Source organism: Oribacterium sp. C9 (genome assembly GCF_002007235.1).
Taxonomy (GTDB): domain Bacteria; phylum Bacillota; class Clostridia; order Lachnospirales; family Lachnospiraceae; genus Oribacterium.
In genome coordinates this window covers 1-1,598 of the sequence record NZ_MUHW01000062.1, presented here as the reverse complement: position 1 = coordinate 1,598, position 1,598 = coordinate 1, and the positions used below count along the sequence as shown (strand labels likewise).

The following is a 1,598-nucleotide window of genomic DNA, read 5'->3' as shown; positions in this document are numbered from 1 at the left end:
AGGAGGACTAACCGCCTATTAATATATTAGATGGTAATGATTTTATAAATCAATAGGATTATTGCCATCTCTTTGTCTTAACTATAATAAGAGGTACAACTGGTATACGTCAACCGCCTTGGGTTATATATATCCGTACGGTAGAGTGTGTACCATCCTCTTATTGTAGTATTCGATTTTAGCAAGTTGAGCTTATATGTTCGTTTCAAAAAATAGATTGAATTGGCAATGAGAAAAGATGAGGTTACCAGTTGAATATATTATTGGGAGGAATATATGAACGCTGTAGGCATCGATGTTTCAAAAGGCAAAAGTATGGTTGCGGTTATGAAGCCATTTGGAGAAATTGTGTATTCGCCATTTGAAGTCCAGCATAACGAAGCTGCATTAAAAGATCTAGCAAAGAAGTTATTAGCCCTAAAAGGCGAGACTCGAGTTGTGATTGAGTATACAGGAAATTATTATACTCCAATTGCAAATATATTATCTGAATCTGGAATTTATGTATCTGTTATTAATGCTATTTTAATTCATGACTATAAAAATAATAGTTTAAGACGTGTTAAGACAGATAAAAAGGATGCTGTAAAACTTGCTAATTATGCTATTGATTCATGGCTTGAATTACCGAGATATCATATTGAAGATGATGCAAGGATGCTCTTGAAGAATTATTACCATCAGTATGAACAGTACTCGAAACTTCACACAATGATAAGCAATAATCTTATTTCTCTATTAGATATTACTTATCCGGGAGTAAATAAGCTATTTAAAAGTACCCCACGTGAAGATGGTCATGAGAAATGGGTGGACTTTGTACATGAGTTTTATCATAGTAGTAAAGTTATATCCTATACTAGATCAGTTTTCCATAAAAGATATAATTCCTGGTGCAAAAAATATAGATACAGATATTCTGAAAGCAAAGCAGATGAGATATATAATCATGCAAAGCAATGCGTCAGCACACTTCCAAATAATGAGCATTCTAAAAAACTGATTCAAACATGTGTAACTGAATTACAACTAATGAATAATACACTGTTTACCATCAGAACTGAAATGCACAATATTGCCGCATCTTTGCCTGAGTATCCTGTTGTCATGTCCATGTATGGTGTAGGGACGGTGTTAGGTCCTCAGTTAATTGCTGAGATAGGGAACGTACGACGTTTTCATTCGAAGAAAGCATTAATTGCATATGCAGGTATAGATGCACCTCCATATCAGTCGGGAGATGTAAATGTTAAAAGCAGGAGTATGACTAAAAGAGGATCTTCTTCTTTGCGACATACACTGTTTTTAATCATGGGGATATATTTGAAGAATTCACCTCAAAATGAACCAATATATCAATATATGATTCGAAAAAAAGCAGAAGGAAAACATTTTAAGGTGTATATTATGGCATCCGCAAATAAATTTCTTCGATGCTATTATGCTATAGTGAACAACTATCTTAAATCAATAGATTAGAAGCTTTAAGCGGTAATGAAAAAAGCCGCCAAAGTTGACGGCCTTGTTTAAGTACGCTAAAAATATAATAAAAAAACACTTGAAAAATATTAGCAAGTCTACCGTATTGGCAAGCACCC

1 protein-coding gene is annotated in these 1,598 nt (G+C 33.8%); it reads left to right on the top strand.

Going from position 1 to position 1,598, the window contains the following annotated elements; translation table 11 throughout:
- Window positions 1-276 precede the first annotated feature (276 nt).
- Complete coding sequence (locus BXO88_RS16135; RefSeq protein WP_078038746.1) at window positions 277-1,479, top strand: IS110 family transposase; 1,203 nt, start codon at window positions 277-279, stop codon at window positions 1,477-1,479.
- Window positions 1,480-1,598 lie beyond the last annotated feature (119 nt).

Bases quoted from the DNA above. Each gene is read 5' to 3' on its own strand.
- BXO88_RS16135 (WP_078038746.1), top strand. From the start codon at position 277: ATGAACGCTGTAGGCATCGATGTTTCAAAAGGCAAAAGTATGGTTGCG.